Genomic DNA, 19,834 nt, shown 5'->3' with positions numbered 1-19,834 from the left:
ACCGTGCAAGAAAAGGACACCACAGGCATCGAGACCGCGGAGGCGACGACGGACGCAGACTCGACCGCAACACCTGCCGAGACGCCGATGATCCAGGCGCGGAACCTGACGAAGCGATACGGCGACCTGACCGCCGTCGACGGCGTCGATATTACCGTCGAGCGAGGTAGCATCCACGGGTTTGTCGGGCCCAACGGCGCGGGCAAGTCCACGACGATGCAGATGCTGACCGGACTCGTCTCGCCGACGGCGGGCGAGGTGCGCATCGGCGGCGATCCCGCGGGCTCCTACGCCGCAACTGCGAAGATCGGCTACGCCCCACAGGAGCCGGCGTTCTACGAGTCGATGACCGGCCGGAATTACCTGGTCTACATGGGTCGCGTCGCCGGGATGGGGAGGAACGAGGCCAGCGAGCGTGCCGACGAACTGCTCGAGTGGCTCGACCTCGCGGACGCCGCCGACCAGACCATCGGCGGGTACAGCGGCGGCATGGCGCGGAAGCTGGGGCTCGCCCAGGCGATGATCCACGACCCGGAGCTGCTGATCCTCGACGAGCCGACCGCGACGCTGGATCCGGAGGGGCGGGCGTCGATCATCGACTCGCTGCAGGACCTCACCGAGGAGGGGATGACGGTCTTCGTCAGCAGCCACGTCCTCGCCGAGCTCGAGCGATTCGTCGACACCGTGACGATCCTCGCCGAGGGCCAGGTCGCCCGCTCCGGACCGCTGGAGGCGATCCGGTCGGCCGTCAGCACCGAAACGTACGTCGTCGACACGACGGACAACGACCGGCTCGCGACGTTGCTCGCCGACCATCCGACCGTCGAACGAGTAGAACGACGCGACGGCGGGCGTGTGGCGGCCGTTCCCGCGGAGCCGGAGGACTTCACGATCGAGCTCCAGGGGATGATCGGGGACGCGGAACTGGGACTCAGGTCGATGGAACGGGAGGACGGGCTCGAGGAGGCCGTCCTCCACCTCATCGAAGAGACCCAGAACGGGACCGCCGCGGGCGGCGTCACCGGAGAGGCTACCCGTACTGCTGCCGAGGGCGGTGCCGACGCTCCGGAGGCGGCACCGGCGTCCGACGACCCAGGACGAGAGGGAGGTGACTGAGCGTGCGGTTCCACCTGATCCTCCGGAAGACAGTCGCGGACCTCGCGAGGCCGCTCGTCCTCCTCGGATACTTCCTCGTCTTCGGCGGCGTCCTCTTCTTCCTCGCGATCGGTTTCGCGAGCAACGACCTGGAGAACGTCGCGAGCGCCCCGCTCGCCCAGCAGGAGGCGGAGTTCTACCGGACGTTCCTCGGTATCTCGGTGCTCTGGGCTGGATCGATCCCGCTGATGCTCCTCGGGGCGATCGCGAGTGCGACCTCGCTCGCCAAGGAGGCCGAGCAGGGGACGCTACAGATCCTCCTGAGCAAGCCCGTTCGGCGCTGGGAGGTCCTGCTTGGCACGTTCGGAGCGATCGTGGGGTTCGTCCTGTTCGTCGGGATCGCGAGCCTGTTGCTCACCGGCCTCGCCATCTTCGAGTTCTCGGGTACTAGCGCCGCGGCGCTCGAGGAGGGACTCTTCGGTGCGCTCCCTGGATTGCTCGCGTTCGTCCTCCTGATCGCTGTGTTCGTCGCGGCGCTTGGGCTGACGCTGGCCGTCCGGACCGGCAACCGCCTGCAGACCGGGCTGGGGTCGCTAGTCGTCCCGGCCCTGTACTTCGCGTTCTTCCCGGTCAGGGCCCTCGCGGGCGCCACATACGAGGACTACTACCTCTACCTGCTGGACGTCAACTACCACTTCGGCAACGCCTTCGTCGTGCTGATCGAGACGGTCAACGGCGGGTTCGACGCCGAGACCCAGGCGTTCATCACGACGTTCACCGGCGTCTACGACGCGAAGCAGGCCGAGGCCGAGCCCGAGAATCTTCCCGAGTCGCTCGACCTCGCCGGCCACGTCGAGCCCGTGGTTTCGCTCCTGGCGATCGTCCTCATCTCCGTGGGACTGCTTGCGTACGCGACCTACCGCTTCCAGCGGATGGACGTCTCGGCCTGACGGGATGCCCCACCATCGGACGCCTTCGAATCCACGACACGACGAGCGATCAGCCGAGGGATCCTCGGACGGTCTGGCGAGGCCACGCTTCGCTGAGTCCGTCTCGGAAACCGAGTACCGGCCACCTCGCTAACGAGGACCAGACCGGGCGCCGATTCTCCTGGCAGGACCGCCGAGGGTGTTACTTCTGTTGTAGCGATAGTAAACATAGCGAGTAGAAAGAATTAACATAGATGGTTAGATATGTGTAATTAGCTACGAACGAGTCGATACCATGGTGGACCCACTAATCCTCGGCGTCGCACTGTTCGGCCTCACGATCCTCCCGTTCGGCACGTATCTGCTCCTGGAGTGGTCGAAGAGCGACGCGAACCGATCGGACGGACGCGCAGTGCCCTCGAGCACGACCCAGAACGCCCCGAGTCGGACGATTCCGGGGAGCAATGGTCGCGACGGCGATTGAAAAGCAGTTAGTGACAGCCTGATCGCCCGTCCGGAGTGGCCCCGACGCCAAACGTCCGGTGCTCCCTACCTCCCAGCCGTCGTGCGCAGAAGAACGCGTTCCCGCTGGTACTGATTCAATACGAGAAGTGGCGTTACGACACCGATTTCGAAACTATGCCTGTCTAGACGGTACGGAGATCGTAACAACGTGGTTGGAGCGCCAGGGAATCCTATGGTCGAATCGGTACTCCTGGCTGGAGCCTTCGCCGCTCTCCTGTTGCACCCCGTCGTCATCTACGGCCTCTACCGGTTGCTGACGCCGACTCCCGAAACGGCGAGCACGGACCGCGAGCGGATGGTTGCTGGCGCCGAGCGGGACCGACATCGCGAGCGGCGGATCCCCGGCGGCAACAACGACTGAGGCTGATTGACCGATCGTGGCGCTGACGCGGGCGGATCGAGGGGCGGTCACCAGGTTCCGTGGAAGGTGTCGAAGGAGAGGGAGTCGAGTGGCTCGTTGCCCACCGCGATCTCGTACTCGCCCGGCGTCAACATCGGCTTGTGGAACTGCGGGCCGTCGTCGGTCGTGATCCGCGGACAGCCGGTGTTGACGAAGGCGTCCATGTCGAAGTTCCGCAGGCGATCGGGCGTCACCTCGTCCATCGTGATGAGGTAGGCGTCGTCGTTGTCCTCGAGGATCGCCTCGGCCTGGTCCCAGCGGCCCTGGCCGATCTTGGTGCAGTAGATGACGCCCCACTTCTGGGCGTCCATCGCCTTGTGGACGGACGCGTAGCGCTGCTTCAGGAACTGCTCCGTGTCCGCGACCGTGACGACGTTGTTGACGGGGTCGGCGATCACGACGGTCTTCTCGGGGTGCTCCATCGCGAGGCCGAGCGGGTGGAACTTCCCGCCGCCGACATAGAGCACCTGGTCGGCGTCGACCTCGGCGGAGGCGTAGTTGCAGCCGAGGACCTGTCCCTCGTGGGTCAGCCGGTCGTCGCCCTTGCGCGTGTGGACCGAGTAACCCCGCTCCTCGAGCCACTCGGTCATCTCCTCGAAGCGGTTCATGTGCTGGGCCGTCGTCACGAGGCCGACGTCGGGATCCGCCGACTCGTCGGGTTCGGCGTCGTCCTCGGTCGGTGGCGCCAGCTCCGCCAGCGACTCCTCCATGATCGGGAACGGATCGACGTTGGAGAAGAGCGGGACGTAGATGATCTTCTCCGATTCCTTCATCGGCGAGTGGCCGAAGTGGACGAACACGTCCGATCGCTTCATCAGGAATGTGTCCAGGTCACAGGCGCCGTAGCAGGGCTGCCCGGAGAGCAGCACCGTCACGTCCGCGTCGATCAGGTCCCGAATGTCGTCGGCCACGGCCGGGCCGCGACGCTTCAGGCCCTCGGGAAACTGCAGGCCGACGGTGTCGGCGTCGCGCTCCTCGACGGCCGCCTCGATGCGCTCGAGTTCGTAGTCCCACTCCCGGTCGTGCTTGAGCGACATCCCCGTGTTTCGGAGGTCGCCCTCCGTCCGGTCGCTCGACTGCTGACTCATTGCACCGTCCTACCGGTCCGGAGCGGATAACGCCCGTGGTTTCGCGTTCGACCGGCGATTGGCTCGACGTCGTGGAGAACTGAGAGTCCTCGACGACGGTGGCCTGCGGAACCGTCCGGAGGGACATCCGAGCGGTTCGCCGGTAGCCAATCCCGGTCACTTCGCCGTGGTTTCGGCAGCTTGAAACGCGCTCGCCAGCTACTTCGGCGACATGAGCATCGACGCGGAGGAAGCGGGGGAGGCGAACGCGGACGCGGACGTCGAGGCGCTCGGGAGAGAACTCGGCGAGGCGATCACAGAGCTGCCAGCCTACGAGCGATACGAGGCCGCGAAGGCCGACGTCGAGAACCACGAGGAGGCCCAGGAGCGAATCGCCGAGGTCGAGCAGCTCCGTGAGGAGTTCATGCTCGCCCGGCAGATCGGGGAGGCGAGCCAGGCGGACCTCCAGACGTTGCAGTCCGCCCAGGAGTCCCTCCACGAACTCCCGGTCATGGAGGAGTACCTCGAGGCACAGGCCGACCTGACCGGACACCTAGAGACGATCAACGAGGCGATCTCGGAGCCGCTCGCGGATCTGGATTTCGGCGAGGAAGCCGGCGGGTGCTGCGTCGACTGATCGACTGGGACCGTCCTCTCGTATCAGGTCAGATTCATCAGTTTCTGGGCAGCGTCGTCGATCGTCGTGAGCGGATCCGCTCCCTCGTACTCGTAGACGTACCAGTCGGCTCCGATCTCGGCCGCTGCCTCGGCACAGGCCGCGAGGTCGACGTCGCCCTCGCCCAGCGGGACCGACTCGTCCGACTCGACGTCGACGTCCGCGAAGTGCACGAGTTCCGCCCGACCCTCGAGGCGCCGGAGCCAGTCGGCCGGGTCCTCGCCGGCACGGAGCGTGTGGCCCACGTCGAGTTCGATCGACACGTCCGTCGCCGCGAGGAATCCCTCGAACGCGAGGCCGCCCTCGATCTGCTGGAACTCCTGCGTGTGCGTGTGGTAGTGAAGCGTGCAGTCGGTGTCTTCGAGTGCGTCCGCGACGACTTCGAGCCGGCCGGCCGCCGTCGCGACTCCCTCCTGGCTCTCGAAGTGTCGCGGATCCATCCCGGGACAGATCAGATTCGTACAGTCCATGGCCTCGTAGCGTTCGGCCAGTCCGTCGGGATCGTCCTCGAGGTCCTCGATGCCGACGTGGGCGCCGGCGACCTCAAGCCCGTTCCGTGCGAGCATGTCGACGACCTCGTCGGGTTCGTACTTGGTCTCTCGTCCCGCGAACTCGACTGCGTCGAACCCGGCCGCAGCGACCATCTCGAGCAGATCGTCGAGCGAGCTATCGACCTCCCGGAGCGTGTAGAGCTGGATCGCCGTGCGTGCCATGCCAGCGCATAGGGGAGCCAGTGGAAAGTGCTTTTGCAGCGATCGTCGAGTGGGAACGTGAAATTCCTGCTCGGGCCTGTAGCCCTGCGCGGGCTGCCACTGGCAGGGATCAAATCCTCGTTACGACAGTTATCCGCTCACAGGTGCTCGTCGCTATCGCTCTTCGCACGTGATTCGCGGAAAACATGGGCCAACTCGGATTTGAACCGAGAACCTCCCGGTTATCAGCCGAGCGCTCAACCTGATTGAGCTATTGGCCCTCGCGGTCACCGCTAATCGGAGGTTGCTCAAAAGGGTTTCTAACTGACTGCCCGCGGGCGGGCGTCGGGTCAGCGATCGTCGTCTTCGACGTCGTACTCGTCGCTGCCGAGATCGACCGTGTCGTCACCGCTGGGCCCAGATCCGCCTGCCTCGCCGTTCTGGTCGGTCTCCTCTGTCGCAGTGCTGCCGAACGGCCCCGGCCCGCCGAGGTCGAAGTCCTCGGGATCGACGCCCTCGTTCTCGCCCGGTTGCGGGAAGCCGAACGTGTAGACGTTGCCGGAGGCGAAGCCACCGGTCTTCTCGTCGAGTTTCGGGACGATGATCCACCGTTTGAGCGCCCAGCGGATCGGCGCCCGCGTGACCGGGATCACGAGCAGGAAGCCGATCGCGTCGGTGACGACGCCGGGCGTCAGCAGGAATGCACCCGCGGCGATGAGCAGGCCGCCGTCGATCAGGCCGTCGGTGGGCGGCTCGCCCTCGGCGAGTGAACGCTGGATGCCACGGATCGTCCGGCGACCCTCGGCGCGGACGAGCAACCCGCCGATCAGTGCGGTGAGGACGACGAGGAGGACGACCTCCGCCCAGCCGAGCAGGGTCCCCAGCCACGCGAGGACGGCGGCGTCGACGAGCGGGATCGCGAGCAGGAGGCCCAGCAGCCACTTTCGCATGTCCCGAGGTACCGGCGCGTTCGGGAAAACCGTTGGCGTTCGTGCCGACGGACGTGCGAAGCCGCGAGGACCGGCCTGGAACTCGGGCGGTGCTGCCGTCTCCGCGGGGTTAAACCGGCTCGGCAGACTCCGGAGAAGCGAATGGCGACTGCCGAAGACGACAGCGTGTTCGAGCGCTACCGCGACCAGGTGGATCGCCCACTCTCGCGGCTGTTCCGCGAGTACGGACTCCCCGAGATCCGGTGGTTCTCCATCGGAATGGTCGCGAACGTGATCGCGCGATCGGCGAGCCTCCTGCCACCGCTTGTGCTGGGCGTCGCGATCGACGCGGTGTTCGTCGGCGACGGGCAGTACTCGTTGCCCTTCCTCCCGCAAGCGTGGGTGCCGACGAGCCAGTCCGGACAGTTCTGGTTCTCCGCGGCCCTGATCGTCGGCGCGTTCGTCGCGACGGGCGTGTTTACGTGGGTCTACGGCGTCGCAGCCAACGTCTTCGCCCATCGCGTGATGCACGAGGTTCGGACGGATACCTTCGCCCGGATGCAGCGCCTCGACATGCCCTTCTTCGACGACAAGCAGACTGGGGAGGTCATGAGCGTCCTGAACAACGACGCGTCGAATCTGGAGGTCTTCCTCGACAACGCACTCCAGAACTCGGCGCGGCTCGGCGTCATGCTGCTGGGGATCGCGGCGCTCCTCTTCTATCTCAACCCGCAACTCGCGCTGGTCACGCTCACCGTGATCCCGGTCATGATCGCGTTTACGCTGTGGTTCATGCGCGCGGTGGAACCCAGGTACGTCGCCCAGCGGTCGAGCGTCGGCGACCTCAACACCCGCCTCGAGAACAGCCTCAGCGGCATCGAACTCGTCAAGGCCTCCGCGACGGAGGACCGCGAGACGGAGAAGGTCACCAACGCCTCCTACGACTACTTCCAGCACACGATGTCGGTGCTGAAGCTCAACTACCTCTACCGGCCGGGGATGGAGTTGCTCGCCGGCATCGCCTTCGCCGCGACGTTCGTCGTCGGTGGAATCTGGCTGTTTTCGGGACCCCCGGCTCCGTTCTCCGGCTCGCTGAGCGTCGGCGAGTTCGTGACGTTCGTGTTCCTCACCCAGCGGATCGTCACCCCACTCGCAGAGGTCAGCAACATCGTCGACCAGTACGAGAACGCCAAGGCCTCCAGCGAGCGCGTCTTCGGGCTGATGGACGTACCCGTCCGGATCGAAGATCCCGAGGACCCAGTCGTCCTCGATGATCCCGCCGGACGCGTCGAGTACGACGACGTGGACTTCGCCTATCCGGAGAGTGCGCTGGCCGCTGCGGAAGGAACCGAGACCGCGGCCGCCGCGGACGGTCCTGGGGATGGATCGGAAATCGACGCTGAAGAGGCTCCCGAACGCACCGCCGACGATGCCGGACGCACCACCGACGACCTCGTCCTGGAGGGTATCGACTTCGCGGCCGAACCGGGCGAGACCGTCGCGCTCGTCGGACCGACCGGCGCTGGCAAGTCCACCGTGTGCAAACTCCTGCTCCGCCTGTACGACGTGACCGACGGCTCGATCAGGGTCGACGGCCACGACGTCAGAGCGTGCACGCTCGACAGCCTCCGAGAGTCGATCGGCTACGTCAGCCAGGACGTCGTCCTCTTCGATGGCACCGTCGCCGAGAACGTCCGGTACGGTCGCTTCGACGCGAGCCGCGAGGACGTCGTCGAGGCCGCGAAGATGGCCGAGGCGCACGAGTTCATCGAGAACCTGCCGCGGGGCTACGACACCCGGATCGGGGAGGACGGCGTGAAGCTCTCGGGCGGCCAGCGCCAGCGGCTCTCGATCGCACGGACCGTCCTGCGCGACCCCGATATCCTCGTGCTCGACGAGGCGACGAGCGCCGTGGACACGGAGACGGAACTTCTCATCCAGCGGTCGCTCGATCGGCTCGCTGTCGATCGCACGACGTTCGTCATCGCCCACCGGCTCTCCACGATCCGCGAGGCGGACACGATCCTCGTGCTCGAGGGCGGGCAGATCGTCGAGCGTGGGACGCACGAGGAGCTCATCGACCGCGACGGGCTCTACGCGTCGCTCTGGGGCGTCCAGGCCGGAGAGATCGAGTCGTTGCCCGAGGCGTTCCTCGAGGAAGCACGGGAGCGCGCAGCCGAACGGCCGCCGGCCGATCGATCCACGCGCGGCGACGACGACTGACGCCAGCGTGGCACCGCTTCCCCGCCGATCCGCCGTGCTACTGCGACGTCGGGCGATTACAGCGGCCGTTCTGCGCGGTACGCGAGTTCCATCGGGAGGCCGGTCGGATCGGTCGGCGGGTCGACAGGGAGCGTCCGCAAATCGCCGTTCTCCGGACGGGCAGTGTAGGCGAGGACGAGGGCGTCGAGCACCGCGTGAATCGGGACGGCTGCGCCCGCGACGGCTTCCGCGGCCGACTGGACAGTCGGTGGGCCGTCGCGATCGTGGTCGGCGAGGATGCGCATCCGCTCGGCGTACCCACCCGCGGTCGCCGGATCGTGAGCGAGTGGCTCGTCCGTCAACGCGCGAAAAGCGAGTTCCGGATGGCTCCCGCGGACCACGTGGCGAGACTCGGGCACTTCCTGCAGGAGTTCGTCGACGGCCGCGATCGCAGGTGCGAGGTCGAACGCAGCCTCCGACAGGTCGCCGCCCGTGGTTCGCTCGTGGACGCGCCGGGCCGCCGGATACCGGCGCCGGCGAGTCGCCTCACGCGACGGTGGTGTCACGATCGCGTCCGCGCGCTCGCCCAGGTGTTCGCGCGCGAGACGGTCGCACTCCCGTTGCGGAGCCCCGTTCTCGACGAGCCCGGTCGGGACGCCGACCACGATTCTGTCGGCGGTCTCGCCGTATCGGCCCCAGAGCGCACCGACTTCCTCGGCGACGACCGCTTCGACGAAGCCATCGCCGTCGAAGGCAACGGCTATCCAGGGGCTCCCGGCGTTTGCGATCCCGACGGAAGCGGCCGGTGCTGACACGCGAACCAGTTCGAACCACTGTGGCAAAAGTCCACGCCTGGGCCGGGTCGTCCTCGTCGGACTTCGGGAGACCCGCCTGTCGGTGGATCGTCGAATCGTGGGAGACGCTCACCCGGCGAGGACTGTCTCGGAAGCCTTATCCGGAGAGCGGGCATCTGATTGGTTGCAATGGCATCCGGTACGGTTGACTTCTTCAACGACACTGGCGGTTACGGCTTCATCGAAACAGAGGACGCGGACGAGGACGTTTTCTTCCACATGGAGGACGTTGGCGGCCCCGACCTCGAGGAAGGCCAGGAGATCGAATTCGAAATCGAACAGGCCCCCAAGGGCCCCCGCGCGACCAACGTCACCCGGCTGTAAGGCCTCGACGCTGAGCGCGATTCTTCACAGAACAACGACTTCGTAGCGGTAGCGTCGTCGACCACTCTCGTCGACGGCGCCGACCGAGCGCAGAGCGACTGCGCTCGCTGGGATCAATACCGTTTAGGCCACGAATCGGCAATCGACCCTCATGCAGTTGCTTCCCGAGAGCGACACCGGGTTCGCCCTCGTCATGGGGGCGTTCACCCTGCTCCTGTTCGTCCTCGCCGTGGGGATCGTCTCCGCGACGAGTCCCTCCGGGGTCGGACGCCTCGAGCTCGCCGGTTTCGCAGTCGGCTTCGCGCTGTTCATAGGGATCTACTTCTTTTCAATGTCGGCCGATCGGTTCTTGCGAGGGGACGACAAGGAGCAGTGAGTGTCGTCGCGACCATCCCAGACTGCGTAGCGACAGGGTCTGGCCGGGTCGAGGATCGCTGACGATACAAAAGCCGTCCGGTCCCCTTCGCATCCGTGATGGATAACAAAAATAATAACCCAGCGTCGGCAACCCTCTACCCGTGACCGCAACGCAGGTGACGCTGTTCCAGCTGGACAACTACGGCCCCTGGACCGTCACGCCCGAGCCCCGCCCGGAACCGGAGCTCCAGGCGCTCCAGGCACGGCTCTACGCAGACCTCGCCGACGCCGTCGGGGACCGTGGCGGCTACGTCTTCGTCACGCGCTTCGACAACGTCGTCGCCGTCACGAACGGCCTCGACCGAGAGGACCACGGGGCGATTCAGACCGCGATCGACGAGCGCTATCCCGTAACCGTCAGCGCGGCGATCGGCACCGACGAGCGCCCGGCCGCCGCCCTCGCGGAGGCGACGGCACTCCTCCAGGAGCGAGGCAGCGCACAGGACGCCGCACGGACCGAAGTGCTGGCTGGCCAACCGCTCGGGAGCAGCGACGACGGCGGCAGCACCGTCCGCGTCGCTCACTTCGACGTCGTGGACGTGACCGGCCAACTCACAGACAGCGTCGACGCCTACGGCGCCCACCTCGAGGTCCAGGGTGCGACGCACGCGCTCTCGACGCACCTCTACGAACGTCACGACGCCCTGGCTTTCTTCGTCGGCGGCGACAACGTCATCGCGATCTGTCCCGACCTCGACGCGAGCGACTACGAGGCCGCGATCGAGCACGTCGCCGACGAGGTCGGAGTCGCGTTTCAGGTCGGGATCGGCGAGGGTGCCACGGCGAGTGAGGCCGGGATGGAAGCGAAGTTCGCACTCGAGGCCTGTCGCCGTGACGGTTCACGAATCGAGGGACTCGCGGTGCCGACCGCCGACTGAACCTGTCGTCAGTTGTCTGTCCGGAGCGCCCCGGCAGCCATCACGAACGTCGATCTGATGGAATAGGTCGAAACTGGCAGTGTGACGTGCTCGCACGAACAGTGCTAACGGGACCCACTGCTGAAACGCTCCGGTAGTTTCTTTGCGTGGTTCGTCGAATTACCGTTCACCATGAGCATGGCGACCCAGGACGATCCGCGCCTCGAGCCGCTCCCCGCCGAGCTCGATAGTCCTCGTGCGAAGCTGGTCTACTTCACCCTCGCCGTGACGGGCGGTGCCTCCGTCGGTGAACTCCACGACGTGCTGGACGTTCCCAAACTGACGCTCCTCTCGGTCATGGACGCGCTCACTGGCCGCGACCTCGTCCAGCGGACGGACGACGGATTCGTCGCCGTTGCCTGAAACGACGACGCTGTCGTTCCCCGCGGATTTCGATCCCCTCCCAGTGAACGGGCCGAAGAGCCCGTTCGAACGGCCGACGCGGAGCCGGGGTTCGAAGGCTTTATTCGCGCGCTGGGTCTGAGCATTCGGTAGTAATCATGGTCGACAAGCCCGCCTCCATGTACCGGGAGATCAGCAAGCCCCCGTATACGCGACGGGAGTACATCAGCGGGATCCCCGGATCAAAGATCGCCCAGCACCAGATGGGAGACTCCTCGCGACAGCCCGAGGACTACCCCGTACAGATCAGCCTCCGGGTCGAGGAGGAGGTCCAGCTCCGTCACGACGCGATGGAGGCCTCCCGCCTCTCCGCGAACCGCTACCTCATCGAGGAACTCGGCGAGAACACCTACCGCATGGTGCTCCGCAAGTTCCCCCACCACGTCATCCGGGAGAACAAGCAGGCCACCGGTGCGGGTGCGGACCGCGTCTCCGACGGCATGCGCCAGGCGTTCGGGAAGGTCGTCGGGACCGCCGCACGCATCAACGCCAACGAGCGCCTCCTGACCTGCTACTGCGAGGTCGAGCAGGCCGAGGCCGTCAAGGAGGCCTACCGCCGTGCCTACAACAAGATTTCGCCGCCCTGCCGCATCGACGTCGAGCGCGGCGAGGAGCTGCTCGTTCAGTAACTCGCGATCACCTGCCCTCTCCGAGGGCAACTGCGTCGAGGCGGGCGGTCCGCAGCGGTTCACGTTTTCACTCACTCGCGACCGGATAGCTGCGGCGTCGGGGAACGAACAGCGACCGTCGGGCGGATCGCCCCGAAACGCACCTCAGTCGCTCGCGGACTGGGCGTCGGCTTGGTCGTCCTGTCTGGCCTCGACGCCGTCGGGAGACGGCGGCTGCGCCCGGGGCAGCGTCAGCGTCACGACGCTCCCGGTCGGGTCGTTGTCCTCGAACGAGATCCCGCCGTCGTACTGATCGACGATCCAGGAGGAGAGCCAGAGGCCGAGCCCGCTTCCGTGCTGGAGCGGCGTTTCCCGCTGCTCGCGGATCGCCTGTATCTCGTAGGGATCGATCCCTGGGCCGTCGTCCGCGACCGAGACGGCCACGAAATCGTCGGCCGTCGCCACGATGCTGATCGTGACGCTCGCTGCGCCCTCGTTGTGCCTGATGGCGTTGTCGAGGACGTTCTCGACGGCCGTCTCGACCAGCGCGCCCGCCTCGACCCAGAGGTCCTCCTCGGCGTCGACGGTCACGGTCGCGTTCGGATACTCCTCACGCACGTCCGCGACCACGGGCGAGACGAACGTCTCGACGGGACGGACGTCGGCGGAAACCTCCGCGTCGAGGGTGTCGTGGATCGCGCGTGCCTTCTCGCCGATCTCCACGAGCTTTTGGGCCTCGGCCTGAATCGCGTCGACGTGCTCGGATTCGGTGCTGTCGTCGTGCAGCATATCCGACCGGCCGAGGATGACGTTCATGTTGTTCCGGAGGTTGTGCCGGAGGATCCGGTTCAGGACGTCGGTCACCTCGTAGAGGCGCTCGAACTCCTCTTCGCGCCGTTCGAGTTCGTCACGCGATCGGACCAGATCGTCGATCGTCCGTTCGCCGACGGTCACGACGAGGAACGCAAACACGGCCCCGAGGAGCGCGAAGGCGCCAGTGATCGAGACGAGAAGGGATTGGCTCCCCACGAGCAGGAGGCCCGCGGCGAGCAGGTAGCCGACGAAGAACAAGGCGATGAGAATCCCTGCCGCAGCCCAGTACTGCCGATACCGTCGGCCGTCGAGCAGACGGAAGAGCGAGCGGACCTCCACCAGCGTGAACGACAGGACGAGCGCACCCACCACGAAGGGCGTGGCGAGCGCGACGGTTTCGGAGGTCACCACGGTAACGCAACTCCGTTGAACTGGTGGCCTCGATCACGGCATCCTCTCTGTACTAACACGAATCATCACTCCGTCGGTCGGTAGCGCGAACGAGGTGTTTTCGATCACCCTCCAAAACAGTTCGGGCCGTTCCTGTTGGGTACTTGTCCCGAATTGCTCCCACCGCGGGCAGCGATTCACTCCTCGGACTGGTCGACCATACCCACGATCTCCGAACCGTCGACGTCACCGATCGGCTCCCCAATCCGATAGCGCGTCTCGAGCGGGTACCGCTCGTGCCACGCGAGCACCAGGTGGACCGACACCGCGACCGCGAGCAACCCGACGTTCCAGAAGGGGTTGTCGTAATACACGACGTCCACGATCACGGGCTTCGTGTACACCGGCCAGAAGGGAGACAGCGGTGCCGCAATGTCCGGTGCGGAGGGCACGTCCGCGAAGATGTGGCTCGCGCCCCCGACGAACAGGCCTGCGGTTCCGAAGGCGAACACGATGTCCTCCGAGATCGTCGTGCTCCGGATCAACCGGTGGGCGTTGAACGAGTCGGTGAGCCACCGCGCGGCGAACGCCCCGACGAGGACGCTCACCAGCGCGACGAACGCGACCGTGTGGGTCACGCCGTGGTGCGTGACCGGGAAGTGGGTTCGGAGGACGAGGTCGACGTCCGGGAGCATCGCGGTCACGACCGCGAACGCCGTGAAGCCGAGGGCTCCGCGGCGACCCCAGATCGCCCAGGCCGGTGCGGCGAACAGGAGCGCCATGCCGAAGTGACCAGTGACGTCGACCATTGTGGGACTATTGAAAACGGGTGATGGTGGGAGGGGCGGAGATCACTGTTCGGAGGCCGGGGATACGGTTTGATAGCGCGACTGAGCCGAAGAGTAGCGCGCTGGTCTTCGTGTTACATTGGCGGTATCTTAGGGTGTGGTCGGCTGCAGTCGAGACAGCGCTGAGTCGAGTTGCGGAGCCTATTTTAAGTACAACAACAGGCGTTGATTTGGTGAGAAGCCGTATACGAATGTCCCCAGCCAGTGCAGGGGCTTGAAGTGCGGAGCGAATGTTTTGAGAATTCGATGAAGGACGTTGTTTGGGCTTTCGTTCCCTGAAGATGGCCGTAGATATGCAAACCGCAGTCGTCTTATCGTATAGAAATCCTGCGCAAAAGTTTCGTATCGTCTACTGACGAAAGTCGTTGTAGGCGATCTTGCAAGAGGGATTGAATATATTTTCGACCGGATCGCTCCGACCCGCCAGTAATCTCAAATCCGACGATCTAGAGCAGTAGCTTAAGAGCCAATGAGCGGGAAGAAGAGGGAAATCCCTCAGTTGAGAGTGTGAGTCTTCAGCTCCTGGGTGGAGTCGCCGTCAGGGGAACTCCACGTCAGAATAATCTGATCGCCGGAGGAAGTGCTTGAATACCCTACCGTCCAGGAGTCACCGACATCCATCGGGGAGCCGCCACCGTATGACGGGTCAGTGGTGTTGAGGCTGCCGGAGCCGTCGAAGTTCATACCGAGGACGTCGCCGGGCTCACTAATCGTGTCCCCTCCACCGTGTGAAAAGGTTACTTCGCCGTTTGGGGTGCCGGTATCAGTTGCTTCCCACTGAACGCTCGGCGCGGACGGTCCACCGCCGCCGAAGCCGAGCACGAAGGCACCGATTACTGCTGCCAGGATCACCGTGATCGCCACCATAAGGATCACGCCGATGACAGGCGAAACTGCGTCGTCGTCTGTGAATAGTTCTCGGAGACGCATTGCGAACGAGTCCTCTCACTATCCGTCCATAAAACCATCGGCCGTTCAGAAATCTCCCCGAGGGGAGCGGCGGCGACTATTCACAGACGTCCCTTCGCCTGCACGACAGGATACTGTTTCCACTGCTGTAAATACACTGGCCGACGAGATTCACACTCAGCCTAAGTGCAACGGCTTCGAATTTTGAAATATAATGTACTCCTACGTCTGTTCTGAGACTGAGAGAGCTCCGGCGGGCGTCTTCAGACTCAGAAAACACCCGGTTTTCGGTTATTCTAACCGAGAATCGAGGCGGTCTGGACGGACAGTTCCGTCGGTTAGTCGGGTCAGCACGTGCAATCGAGCTACTCATTTCTGGCGCAAGATCATCGATGAAGGACTACGCCGAGCGGTCCCGGAGTGATGGCAAGACGAATTCACGGCTCGAATCCGAACTGGCCGGTGGCCAGTTCCGCCCGGGACCGTACCTGGCTGGGAGTTCTCTGTTGCATTCGTTTGACGACTCGGGAAACCTGTTCGGCCGCTTCGATTCGAATGGCGGAAGACGATTTCGCTGGCCCCACTCACGGGTGCGCGTATTCAGGAGTCACATCGGCTCGGTGGGATTTCACTGCTCACGCCGTTCGGGAGAGAAATCCGCCCTCCCCGATTTGAACGGGGGACAAGTCGATCTACAGTCGACTGCTCTACCAGTCTGAGCTAAGGGCGGGCATCGATTTGTCCGCCGGACGTGGATAAAAGGCTTACTTTCCGCGGGAGTGCGATCACGTGACGAGTTGGGGATCGTCGACGAATGTGGACGTACCTTCGCACCTATCGACGTCAGCCCGACGCCACGTGTACTCGGCGGCGGAACTGAGAAGTGGGCAACCCGACCGACAAAGTATCACGGCAGGAAGAACCGGTCGGGCCGATCCGTTCCCGAGATGGTTCGACAATGCTCGATCGGCCGTGGAGAACGATCGTGGAACCAGATCAGCGGAGCTAGACCAGCGGGACGAGTTCGATCGAGACTGGGAGATCCTGGATCGCGGGGCGCGCACACGGGACTCGTATACGCGTGCCACGAAGGGTGTATCAGCGGCGATCTGTAAACGTCCGTTCAGGACGCGGAGACTTGTGAAAACGCCGAGTACGCTCGTATTACCAGACCGGTCCGACGACCGATTACTGGCAGCGCTGGATCGTTCGGGTGCCGGTTCCCCTCGTCAGAATGAGCATGTCCATAACCCGAAATAGTGATGCTATACCGGCAGTAAGGTGTGTTTACACCAGTGTGATACACCGGCGTTACCTTTATTATGGTTGCCTCTGAGGGTATGGCTGCGTAAGACGGTCGTCTTACACGCGACGGCATCCCCCAAATGCCGGCGCCCTACCCGGGTTTGCGCGTGACAGACTCGATGCGTGTACGACACGCGCCCGCCGTCTTACTCAAAACGGGGAGCTACAAACCATGGAGCGTGTGACACTCCGAATTCCGAAACAGCAGATCGAAGCGGTTGAACGAATGGTCGAGTCGGGAGAGTTCCCGAACCGGTCCGAGGCCATCAGGGCCGCGGTCCGAGACAAGATCAAGGACCAGGGTGAGCCGGTCCACGAGCGGACTCGAGAGCGCACCTGGGCGAAGGTGTAAACGATGCAAGACATCGTCCAGGACGCCCTCGAGAACGCAGAGCAGGAACAACGCGAGATGGAGGTCGACACCGACGGCGACGAGTTCGGGGACCCCCGGATCGTCATCGTCGGCGCTGGTGGTGCGGGCAACAACACCATCAACCGCCTCTACAACATCGGCGTCGACGGCGCCGAGACCATCGCGATCAACACCGACAAACAGCACCTGAAGATGATCGAGGCCGACACGAAGATCCTCGTCGGCAAGTCCCTGACCAACGGTCTCGGTGCGGGCGGCGACCCCAGCATGGGCGAGCGCGCGACCGAGATGGCCCAGGGCACGATCAAGGAGGTCCTCGGTGAGGCGGACCTCGTCTTCGTCACCGCCGGGATGGGCGGCGGGACGGGCACCGGCGCGGCGCCGGTCGTCTCCAAGATCGCGAAGGAGCAGGGTGCGATCGTCGTCGGGATGGTCTCCACGCCATTCAACGTCGAGCGCGCACGCACGGTGAAGGCCGAGGAGGGTCTCGAGAAGCTGCGAGACGAGGCCGACTCCATCATCGTGCTGGACAACAACCGGCTGCTCGACTACGTCCCGAACCTCCCGATCGGCAAGGCGTTCTCGGTGATGGACCAGATCATCGCCGAGACGGTCAAGGGGATCTCCGAGACGATCACCCAGCCGAGCCTGATCAACCTGGACTACGCCGACATGACGACGATCATGAATCAGGGCGGCGTCGCCGTCATGCTCGTCGGCGAGACCCAGGACAAGAACAAGACCGACGAGGTGGTGAAGGACGCGATGAACCACCCGCTACTGGACGTGGACTACCGCGGCGCGAGCGGCGGACTCGTCCACATCACCGGTGGCCCCGACCTCACGCTGAAGGAGGCCGAGGGCATCGCCGACAACATCACCGAGCGCCTCGACGCGAGTGCGAACGTGATCTGGGGCGCCCGGATCCAGGAGTCGTACAAGGGCAAGGTGCGAGTCATGGCGATCATGACGGGCGTGCAGTCCGCACAGGTCCTCGGTCCGAGCACCCAGCGCCAGGCCGACCGCTCTCGCGCAGAGCTGGAGGAGGTCGACTTCGACGCGGCGAACAACGTCGAGACCGTCCCTGCCGGCGGGGCACAGAGCGACGGGGGTCGCGACGTCCGCGACCGCGAGAACGGCGTCGACGTCATCCGATAGCGCTTCGTCGAGAGCGATCGCTGCCGGTCGTTTTTTGTGCAACTCCGGCGTGTAGCGACGGCCCGACCGTCCCCTCTGACGGAGACGGTTTGCGACGGAACTCGTCCGCACCGTCCCGCCGACACTTGATTTTGCTAGGGATCTCTTAATCGTGACCCGAACAGATATCAAAGAGGCCATCTAAGCCACCGCCGTACCATGACAAAGCGACACGTAACTCGCCGACGCATGCTTGCTACGACCGGTGTTGCTGCGGTCAGCGCTCTCGCCGGTTGTGGCGGTGGCGGCGGTACGGAGGAGAATGGGGACGGAGGCGGCGGTGGCGAGTCGGGTGACGCGACGGTCACCGTGGGTGCCGAGGGCGAGTCACACTTCAGTCCACAATCGGTAGAGATCGCGGTGGGCGAAACTGTCGTCTGGGAGTCGGTCTCGCCCGACCACCAGATCAGACCCCAGGAGACACCCGAAGGAGCCGATTGGTCGGGAATGGGGGCGTCCTTCCTCGGAGAAGGACAAACCTACAGCCACACGTTCGAAACGGCGGGAACGTACACCTACTCGTGCAGTACCTACCACTCTTCCGCCGAGCCCGGTACGGTCGAGGTAACGGAATAGGGACGCGGTTGCTGAGTCCTCCCGACGGTGTCATACAGTGTGACTAGTTCAGTGCAGGACACCGGCCAGCGAAGCCGGTCCGCGACGGCCCGGTGCGCAAGGACTTGCGTACTCGTCGAGTAAACACGAAGAGCGACGGCGGGGCGCTCGTGTCACGCTCTCGGACGGCCGCACACTGCCTCGATACCATCGAAGGTGCGTCCGGAGACCTCGCTTTGCTACGTGGCGTCGAGAGCCTCGAGCAGCGAACAGGTCCGACAAACGTCGCTGGCGGTCGGCGAGCCACACGACTCGCACTCGCCGAGGTCGCCGGCCGCCGAATCGCTCTCGTCCGCGTTACTCTCTCGAGCGTCGGCCGCGAGCCGAGCGAGTTCCTCGTACCCGGAGAGGATCGAGTGGCGGGTCCCCGGGTGGTCGTCTTCGAGCCCGTGGAGCAGTGACTTGATCTCGCCGCGGTACGCCTCCTCGGCGTGGGGACACTCCGCGATCTGTGCGGGGAGGTCCCGGAGGTGTCCGTACAGGGCGACTTCCGATTCGGGGACGTCCCGGAGCGGCTTCGCCCGGGGCACGAACTCGTCCTGCTCTGCCCGGTCGTCGAGCGGACCGAGCGACGCCTCGAAGTGCTTAGCGATCTGGGCGACGTCGCCCTCCAGGACGTTCATCAGCGCGGTCTGGGCCTCGTCGTCGAGATTGTGGCCGGTCAGGAGGAGGTCGGCCCCGAGGTCGTCTGCGTAGCGTTCGAGGACGTCCCGGCGGAAGACGCCACAGTAAGCACAGGGCGCCATGTCGAGTGGGTCGTCCGCAGCGACGTCGTCCATCCGAACGTCGAACTCGTCGTCGTACGCGACGAGTTCGAGCGGGACGTCGTACGCCTCGGCGAACGATTCGGCGGCCTCGACGCTCTCGTCCCGATAGCCGTCGATGCCCTCGTGAATGGTCAGTGCGAGGAGGTCGACCCGGGGATCCTCGGAAAACGTGTCCTGGAGGATCGCACCGAGGACGACGCTGTCCTTGCCCCCGGAAAGCCCGAGCACCCACGTCACCGGGTCCTCGGGGGTGGCGTCGTCCGGCAGCAGCCCGTCCTCCCGGACCCGGCTGCGCACTCGCTTCTCGACGGACCGCAGGAAGTGCGACTCACAGAGGTGCGTCCCTGCGTAGGCGACGTGGGTCACGGCCTCGCGATCGCACTTGCTGCACTGCATCGGCAGAGCATATCGGGGGGAGCGGGAATACGGTTGCGGTCGGATTCCAGATCGAATACAGAACTCGATTCCGGTGGGCTGGGGTGCCCAGGGACTCGATGGGGTCCGCCCGTGGACTCGATAGCGCCAACTCCGTGGATTCGATATACCTGAACCGGTTCGGACGAGTCGCCGCGCCGGTGAG

General features: G+C 65.0%; 22 protein-coding genes and 2 tRNA genes. 14 read left to right on the top strand and 10 right to left on the bottom strand.

Annotation, left to right across the window (positions count from 1 at the left end; genetic code table 11):
• The first annotated feature begins 3 nt into the window (after positions 1 to 3).
• The 4 genes from L593_RS11030 (at position 4) to L593_RS11015 (ending at position 2,910) form a co-directional block, all read left to right on the top strand.
• Complete coding sequence (locus L593_RS11030; protein ID WP_144060751.1) at positions 4 to 1,116, top strand: ABC transporter ATP-binding protein; 1,113 nt, start codon at positions 4 to 6, stop codon at positions 1,114 to 1,116.
• Between the two features lie 2 nt (positions 1,117 to 1,118).
• On the top strand, positions 1,119 to 2,045 hold the full coding sequence (locus tag L593_RS11025) for an ABC transporter permease (protein ID WP_020447044.1): 927 nt from the start codon (positions 1,119 to 1,121) through the stop codon (positions 2,043 to 2,045).
• Between the two features lie 274 nt (positions 2,046 to 2,319).
• The gene (locus L593_RS11020) at positions 2,320 to 2,508 is read left to right on the top strand and encodes a hypothetical protein (RefSeq protein WP_020447043.1); all 189 of its coding nucleotides are present in this window, start codon (positions 2,320 to 2,322) and stop codon (positions 2,506 to 2,508) included.
• 213 nt (positions 2,509 to 2,721) lie between these two features.
• On the top strand, positions 2,722 to 2,910 hold the full coding sequence (locus L593_RS11015; RefSeq protein ID WP_020447042.1) for a hypothetical protein: 189 nt from the start codon (positions 2,722 to 2,724) through the stop codon (positions 2,908 to 2,910).
• A gap of 47 nt (positions 2,911 to 2,957) precedes the next feature.
• Here the strand turns inward: L593_RS11015 and dph2 are convergent, their stop codons facing one another.
• Positions 2,958 to 4,037: a diphthamide biosynthesis enzyme Dph2 gene (dph2, locus tag L593_RS11010; RefSeq protein ID WP_020447041.1), complete on the bottom strand. Its 1,080-nt coding sequence runs from the start codon at positions 4,035 to 4,037 to the stop codon at positions 2,958 to 2,960.
• Positions 4,038 to 4,248: 211 nt separating this feature from the next.
• Between dph2 and L593_RS11005 the strand changes: the two genes are divergently transcribed.
• A complete protein-coding gene (locus L593_RS11005; protein ID WP_020447040.1) occupies positions 4,249 to 4,653 on the top strand; it encodes a YlbF family regulator in 405 nt (134 codons plus the stop codon).
• Positions 4,654 to 4,676: 23 nt separating this feature from the next.
• Here L593_RS11005 and L593_RS11000 read toward each other — a convergent pair whose 3' ends face one another.
• The 3 genes from L593_RS11000 to L593_RS10990 all read right to left on the bottom strand — a co-directional run bounded on the left by L593_RS11000 (position 4,677) and on the right by L593_RS10990 (position 6,334).
• Complete coding sequence (locus L593_RS11000; protein WP_020447039.1) at positions 4,677 to 5,405, bottom strand: sugar phosphate isomerase/epimerase; 729 nt, start codon at positions 5,403 to 5,405, stop codon at positions 4,677 to 4,679.
• A gap of 186 nt (positions 5,406 to 5,591) precedes the next feature.
• Positions 5,592 to 5,665, bottom strand: a tRNA-Ile gene (locus L593_RS10995).
• A 69-nt stretch (positions 5,666 to 5,734) separates the two neighbouring features.
• Positions 5,735 to 6,334 carry an FxsA family protein gene (locus L593_RS10990; RefSeq protein ID WP_020447038.1) on the bottom strand — a complete coding sequence of 200 codons (600 nt, stop codon included), beginning with the start codon at positions 6,332 to 6,334 and terminating at the stop codon, positions 5,735 to 5,737.
• 141 nt (positions 6,335 to 6,475) lie between these two features.
• Between L593_RS10990 and L593_RS10985 the strand changes: the two genes are divergently transcribed.
• Positions 6,476 to 8,536 (top strand): ABC transporter ATP-binding protein, encoded by a 2,061-nt coding sequence (locus L593_RS10985; RefSeq protein WP_020447037.1) that lies wholly within the window; start codon positions 6,476 to 6,478, stop codon positions 8,534 to 8,536.
• A 56-nt stretch (positions 8,537 to 8,592) separates the two neighbouring features.
• On the opposite strand, the gene L593_RS10980 is transcribed toward L593_RS10985, so the two are convergent.
• Positions 8,593 to 9,330 carry a DUF429 domain-containing protein gene (locus tag L593_RS10980; protein ID WP_020447036.1) on the bottom strand — a complete coding sequence of 246 codons (738 nt, stop codon included), beginning with the start codon at positions 9,328 to 9,330 and terminating at the stop codon, positions 8,593 to 8,595.
• A 168-nt stretch (positions 9,331 to 9,498) separates the two neighbouring features.
• On the opposite strand from L593_RS10980, the gene L593_RS10975 reads away from it, so the two are divergent.
• From L593_RS10975 to L593_RS10955, 5 genes are all read left to right on the top strand, one after another.
• A complete protein-coding gene (locus L593_RS10975; RefSeq protein WP_020447035.1) occupies positions 9,499 to 9,693 on the top strand; it encodes a cold-shock protein in 195 nt (64 codons plus the stop codon).
• A 151-nt stretch (positions 9,694 to 9,844) separates the two neighbouring features.
• On the top strand, positions 9,845 to 10,069 hold the full coding sequence (locus L593_RS10970) for a hypothetical protein (protein ID WP_020447034.1): 225 nt from the start codon (positions 9,845 to 9,847) through the stop codon (positions 10,067 to 10,069).
• 142 nt (positions 10,070 to 10,211) lie between these two features.
• Positions 10,212 to 10,988 carry a GTP cyclohydrolase IIa gene (locus tag L593_RS10965; protein WP_020447033.1) on the top strand — a complete coding sequence of 259 codons (777 nt, stop codon included), beginning with the start codon at positions 10,212 to 10,214 and terminating at the stop codon, positions 10,986 to 10,988.
• A 171-nt stretch (positions 10,989 to 11,159) separates the two neighbouring features.
• Entirely contained in the window at positions 11,160 to 11,390 is a 231-nt protein-coding gene (locus L593_RS10960; protein WP_236608584.1) for a helix-turn-helix domain-containing protein, read from the top strand.
• Positions 11,391 to 11,527: 137 nt separating this feature from the next.
• A complete protein-coding gene (locus tag L593_RS10955) occupies positions 11,528 to 12,058 on the top strand; it encodes a 50S ribosomal protein L16 (protein WP_020447031.1) in 531 nt (176 codons plus the stop codon).
• Positions 12,059 to 12,202: 144 nt separating this feature from the next.
• On the opposite strand, the gene L593_RS10950 is transcribed toward L593_RS10955, so the two are convergent.
• From L593_RS10950 to L593_RS10935, 4 genes are all read right to left on the bottom strand, one after another.
• The gene (locus L593_RS10950; RefSeq protein ID WP_144060750.1) at positions 12,203 to 13,261 is read right to left on the bottom strand and encodes a sensor histidine kinase KdpD; all 1,059 of its coding nucleotides are present in this window, start codon (positions 13,259 to 13,261) and stop codon (positions 12,203 to 12,205) included.
• Between the two features lie 176 nt (positions 13,262 to 13,437).
• A complete protein-coding gene (locus L593_RS10945) occupies positions 13,438 to 14,049 on the bottom strand; it encodes a metal-dependent hydrolase (RefSeq protein ID WP_020447029.1) in 612 nt (203 codons plus the stop codon).
• 534 nt (positions 14,050 to 14,583) lie between these two features.
• A complete protein-coding gene (locus L593_RS10940) occupies positions 14,584 to 15,018 on the bottom strand; it encodes a type IV pilin (RefSeq protein ID WP_020447028.1) in 435 nt (144 codons plus the stop codon).
• A 635-nt stretch (positions 15,019 to 15,653) separates the two neighbouring features.
• Positions 15,654 to 15,727, bottom strand: a tRNA-Tyr gene (locus L593_RS10935).
• A 747-nt stretch (positions 15,728 to 16,474) separates the two neighbouring features.
• On the opposite strand from L593_RS10935, the gene L593_RS10930 reads away from it, so the two are divergent.
• From L593_RS10930 to L593_RS10920, 3 genes are all read left to right on the top strand, one after another.
• Complete coding sequence (locus tag L593_RS10930; protein WP_020447027.1) at positions 16,475 to 16,654, top strand: ribbon-helix-helix domain-containing protein; 180 nt, start codon at positions 16,475 to 16,477, stop codon at positions 16,652 to 16,654.
• 3 nt (positions 16,655 to 16,657) lie between these two features.
• Positions 16,658 to 17,833: a cell division protein FtsZ gene (gene ftsZ / locus L593_RS10925; RefSeq protein WP_020447026.1), complete on the top strand. Its 1,176-nt coding sequence runs from the start codon at positions 16,658 to 16,660 to the stop codon at positions 17,831 to 17,833.
• A gap of 228 nt (positions 17,834 to 18,061) precedes the next feature.
• On the top strand, positions 18,062 to 18,448 hold the full coding sequence (locus L593_RS10920) for a plastocyanin/azurin family copper-binding protein (protein WP_020447025.1): 387 nt from the start codon (positions 18,062 to 18,064) through the stop codon (positions 18,446 to 18,448).
• 218 nt (positions 18,449 to 18,666) lie between these two features.
• Here the strand turns inward: L593_RS10920 and L593_RS10915 are convergent, their stop codons facing one another.
• The gene (locus L593_RS10915; protein ID WP_020447024.1) at positions 18,667 to 19,650 is read right to left on the bottom strand and encodes a TIGR00269 family protein; all 984 of its coding nucleotides are present in this window, start codon (positions 19,648 to 19,650) and stop codon (positions 18,667 to 18,669) included.
• Between the last annotated feature and the right edge of the window lie 184 nt (positions 19,651 to 19,834).

Origin of the sequence: Salinarchaeum sp. Harcht-Bsk1 (genome assembly GCF_000403645.1) — an archaeon.
Taxonomy (GTDB): domain Archaea; phylum Halobacteriota; class Halobacteria; order Halobacteriales; family Salinarchaeaceae; genus Salinarchaeum.
Note: the sequence above shows the minus strand (reverse complement) of the source record. Positions and strands in the feature narration are given on the sequence as shown.

What these genes read in the sequence shown, in the direction of transcription:
- L593_RS11005 (WP_020447040.1), top strand. Translation starts at nt 4,249, where the DNA reads ATGAGCATCGACGCGGAGGAAGCGGGGGAGGCGAACGCGGACGCGGAC.
- L593_RS10990 (WP_020447038.1), bottom strand. Translation starts at nt 6,334, where the DNA reads ATGCGAAAGTGGCTGCTGGGCCTCCTGCTCGCGATCCCGCTCGTCGAC.
- L593_RS10970 (WP_020447034.1), top strand. Translation starts at nt 9,845, where the DNA reads ATGCAGTTGCTTCCCGAGAGCGACACCGGGTTCGCCCTCGTCATGGGG.
- L593_RS10915 (WP_020447024.1), bottom strand. Translation starts at nt 19,650, where the DNA reads ATGCAGTGCAGCAAGTGCGATCGCGAGGCCGTGACCCACGTCGCCTAC.
- L593_RS10955 (WP_020447031.1), top strand. Translation starts at nt 11,528, where the DNA reads ATGGTCGACAAGCCCGCCTCCATGTACCGGGAGATCAGCAAGCCCCCG.
- L593_RS10985 (WP_020447037.1), top strand. Translation starts at nt 6,476, where the DNA reads ATGGCGACTGCCGAAGACGACAGCGTGTTCGAGCGCTACCGCGACCAG.
- dph2 (WP_020447041.1), bottom strand. Translation starts at nt 4,037, where the DNA reads ATGAGTCAGCAGTCGAGCGACCGGACGGAGGGCGACCTCCGAAACACG.
- L593_RS10930 (WP_020447027.1), top strand. Translation starts at nt 16,475, where the DNA reads ATGGAGCGTGTGACACTCCGAATTCCGAAACAGCAGATCGAAGCGGTT.
- ftsZ (WP_020447026.1), top strand. Translation starts at nt 16,658, where the DNA reads ATGCAAGACATCGTCCAGGACGCCCTCGAGAACGCAGAGCAGGAACAA.
- L593_RS11015 (WP_020447042.1), top strand. Translation starts at nt 2,722, where the DNA reads ATGGTCGAATCGGTACTCCTGGCTGGAGCCTTCGCCGCTCTCCTGTTG.
- L593_RS11000 (WP_020447039.1), bottom strand. Translation starts at nt 5,405, where the DNA reads ATGGCACGCACGGCGATCCAGCTCTACACGCTCCGGGAGGTCGATAGC.
- L593_RS11020 (WP_020447043.1), top strand. Translation starts at nt 2,320, where the DNA reads ATGGTGGACCCACTAATCCTCGGCGTCGCACTGTTCGGCCTCACGATC.
- L593_RS10940 (WP_020447028.1), bottom strand. Translation starts at nt 15,018, where the DNA reads ATGCGTCTCCGAGAACTATTCACAGACGACGACGCAGTTTCGCCTGTC.
- L593_RS10960 (WP_236608584.1), top strand. Translation starts at nt 11,160, where the DNA reads ATGAGCATGGCGACCCAGGACGATCCGCGCCTCGAGCCGCTCCCCGCC.
- L593_RS10920 (WP_020447025.1), top strand. Translation starts at nt 18,062, where the DNA reads ATGCTTGCTACGACCGGTGTTGCTGCGGTCAGCGCTCTCGCCGGTTGT.
- L593_RS10945 (WP_020447029.1), bottom strand. Translation starts at nt 14,049, where the DNA reads ATGGTCGACGTCACTGGTCACTTCGGCATGGCGCTCCTGTTCGCCGCA.
- L593_RS10975 (WP_020447035.1), top strand. Translation starts at nt 9,499, where the DNA reads ATGGCATCCGGTACGGTTGACTTCTTCAACGACACTGGCGGTTACGGC.